Origin of the sequence: Sutterella parvirubra YIT 11816 (genome assembly GCF_000250875.1) — a bacterium.
Lineage (GTDB): Bacteria > Pseudomonadota > Gammaproteobacteria > Burkholderiales > Burkholderiaceae_F > Sutterella > Sutterella parvirubra.
The window spans coordinates 1-3,075 of record NZ_JH604932.1 but is presented as its reverse complement, the minus strand read 5'-3'; the positions used below and the strand labels follow the sequence as shown (position 1 = coordinate 3,075).

The 3,075-nt window shown below is 64.9% G+C and carries 2 protein-coding genes; both read left to right on the top strand.

Annotation, left to right across the window (positions count from 1 at the left end):
* Nucleotides 1–72: 72 nt before the first annotated feature.
* On the top strand, nucleotides 73–2,274 hold the full coding sequence (locus tag HMPREF9440_RS03785; RefSeq protein ID WP_008541670.1) for a molybdopterin-containing oxidoreductase family protein: 2,202 nt from the start codon (nucleotides 73–75) through the stop codon (nucleotides 2,272–2,274).
* A gap of 26 nt (nucleotides 2,275–2,300) precedes the next feature.
* Nucleotides 2,301–2,936 carry a 4Fe-4S dicluster domain-containing protein gene (locus HMPREF9440_RS03780; RefSeq protein ID WP_040763484.1) on the top strand — a complete coding sequence of 212 codons (636 nt, stop codon included), beginning with the start codon at nucleotides 2,301–2,303 and terminating at the stop codon, nucleotides 2,934–2,936.
* Nucleotides 2,937–3,075 lie beyond the last annotated feature (139 nt).

Below are 3,075 nucleotides of genomic sequence, written 5' to 3'. Positions count from 1 at the left end.
AGCAGGTCCGGTTTTCGACCCCCACCCCAATGGTTTGTCGTGCCCCGAACGGAAAACCAAGGAGATCCAACCATGACCGTTCAACTCACCCGCCGGGCGCTCTTCGAGTCCGCGGCGCTCGCCGCACTCGTGCCCTCCGCCCAGAACGTCTTCGCCGAGACCGACCCCAAGGCCGAGGCCGACTGGACGGGCTACACCTTCTGCGACTCGTGCAACCACGGGCCGCACTGCGGCATTAAGTTCCACGCACGCGGCAACACCGCCCACCGCATCGAAAACTGGGCCGAAAACCCCAACCATTTCCTCTGCTCGAAGGGCTGGGCGACGCTCCAGCGCCTCTACAACCCGAACCGCCTCCTCTACCCGATGAAGCGCACGAACCCGAAGGGTTCGGCCGACCCGGGCTGGGTGAGGATTTCGTGGGACGAGGCCTACAAGACGATCGCCGCGAAGATGCTCGCGACGCGGGAGAAGTACGGCGCGAAGAGCGTCATGTTCTACGCCGGCGACCCGAAGGAGCCCCGCGCGCCGATCCAGCGCCTCGCGCGCTATTTCGGCTCCACGACCTGGTGCACGGAATCGTCCGCCGCCTGCCGCTCGGGCTGCCTCGTCGGCGAAACGCTCAACTTCGGGGTCGAGAACATCGGCGCCGCCCCGACTGCGAAGACCAAAGTTTTCATGATCTGCGCCACGAACTGTTGGAGCAAACCCATCGGCTGGTGGAACATGGTCTTGGCCGCGAAGGCCCGCGGCGTCAAGATCATCACCGTCGACCCGCGCCGCACCAAGGCAGCGGAGATCGCCGACGTGCATCTCCAATTGAAGGTCGGCACCGACAGCGCCTTGGCGGCCGGGATCACGCACGTGCTCGTCAAAGAAAACCTCTACGACAAGGCCTTCGTCGAGAAGTGGACGCACGGCTTTGCCGAATACGCGAAGTACTGCGAAGCCTTCACGCCGGAGAAGACCGAAGAGATCACGGGGGTGCCGGCCGAAAAAATCGTTGAGGCCGCGCGCCTTTGGGCGAAGGGCCCGGGCGTCTACATCTCCACTCCGCAGTCGCTCTCCCACAATTCGAACGGCGTGCAGAACACCCGCGCGCTCCTCATGCTGATCGCGACGATGGGCTACGTCGACGTCGAAGGGGGTTTGCCCTTCCCCGTCGGTCCCAAGGGCATGCGTCTTCACGCCTTTGGGCTCCACGACGACATGATCGACCCGGCGTGGTGGGACGCGCCCGAGCAGCGCGAGGCGCGTTTGGACCGCGAAGCCGTGCCGGTCTGGAACCACATGATGGACCAGTGCAGCCCCAACGACTTCCCCGAATGGGTCGAAGCCGGGAAGGTGCGGATGTTCTGCGGCTGGGGCTTCAACGTCAACATTTGGCCGCAGCCGGAAACGTACCGGAAGGCCTTTGAGAAGCTCGACTTCGGCTTCGCCTGCGACTACTTCTACCGTCCGGCGAGCCACGACGCGCTGGACATCATTCTCCCGGCTGCCATCAACTACGAGCGCTACGCGCCCTACGGCGCGTACGGCCCTCGCGTCGCCGCGAGGAGGCCCCTGAAGCCCTTGGGCGAAGCGAAGGAAGACTGGCGGATCGCGCTGGAGTTGGGTTGCATCGTCGACAAGCCCGAGAACTTCTTTGAGGGCGACCCCGTGAAGTGCCTCGACTGGATCCTCACGAAGTATGAGGGCTTCAGCTGGGCGAAGTTGGACGCCATGCTCCCGAAGGTCGGCACGCTCCCTGGCGGCGTGAAGGGCTTCCGGAAGTACGAGACCGGCCACATGCGCCCCGACGGGAAGCCGGGGTTCAATACGCCGTCGGGCAAGATCGAGTACGTGAGCGAGGTGCTCAAAGCCTTCGGCGTCGAGCCTCTGCCCAAGTTCAAGCCCATGATGCCCTTGACGAAGGAATTCGACCTCCGCTTCATCAACGGGACCCGAAAGCCCTACATCACCCACTCGAAGACCCGTCAGGACCAGCCCTACCTCATGGAGATCGAGGACCGTCTGACGATCGACATGAACCCGAAGGACGCGGAAAAGCGGGGCTTGAAGGAAGGCGACGACGTCTTGATCCGGAGCGCCTGGGGCGGCCCGGTGAAGGCGCGCCTCACCGTCACGATCCTCGTTCCCGAAGGGACGATCGGCGGGCAGTACGGGTGGCTCGGAGACATGAACACCCAAACCCTGATGACGCGCGAGCACCGCGACCCGATCACCGGGTACCCCTGCTACTTCGAGGTGCCGGTGAGCGTCACGAAGGCCTGAGCTGAACGATGAAGGAGGAAAAGAACATGAGCAAACTCGGCATCATCGTGAACGCGGACCGCTGCATGGGCTGCCACACGTGCTTCACGGCCTGCAAGGAAGAGAACCAACTGGCGCCGGGCATCAAGTGGAATCACCTGGAACGCGTCGAACACCCGGCCGCGGGCGTCATCGACTACTTCCGCGTCTCCTGCATGCACTGCGACGACCCCGCCTGCATGAAGGTGTGCCCCATGAAGGCCATTCACAAAGGCCCCAACGGCGAGGTCCTCGTCGACCAGGCGAAGTGCATCGGCTGCAGGATGTGCTTGTCGGCCTGCCCCTACGGGGCGCCGAAGTTCTCGGACCCGAAGGTCACGAGCTACTTCGGGGAGAAGGAACCCTTGGCGCGCGTCGACGTCCGGCCCGAGAACGCCCGCATTCCGGGGAAGGCGGAGCACTGCACGCTCTGCACGCACCGGACGGCCAAAGGGGAACTCCCCGCGTGCGTCGCCGCGTGCCCCGCGAAGGCGTTGGTCCTGGTTGATTACGAGAACCCGACGGCGGAAGCCAAGGCACTGATCGACCGCGCGCAGGCGATCAACGAAGCCGCGGGCACCCACCCGAAGATCCGGTTCGTCTCGAGCCATACGGACTTCAGGAAGCTCGGGGTCAAGGCCTGACCGACGGGCCCGACCCGCACCTGCGGCTGAAGCGGCCTGATCGGGACGCCGGTGCTCCGGCACCGGCGTCCCGCAGCTTCCGCCCGAGGCACGCCCGGAAAGCGGACCGTCATCGAGCCGGATGCGGGACCGCACCAAG

Bases quoted from the DNA above. Each gene is read 5' to 3' on its own strand.
- HMPREF9440_RS03780 (WP_040763484.1), top strand. From the start codon at position 2,301: ATGAGCAAACTCGGCATCATCGTGAACGCGGACCGCTGCATGGGCTGC.
- HMPREF9440_RS03785 (WP_008541670.1), top strand. From the start codon at position 73: ATGACCGTTCAACTCACCCGCCGGGCGCTCTTCGAGTCCGCGGCGCTC.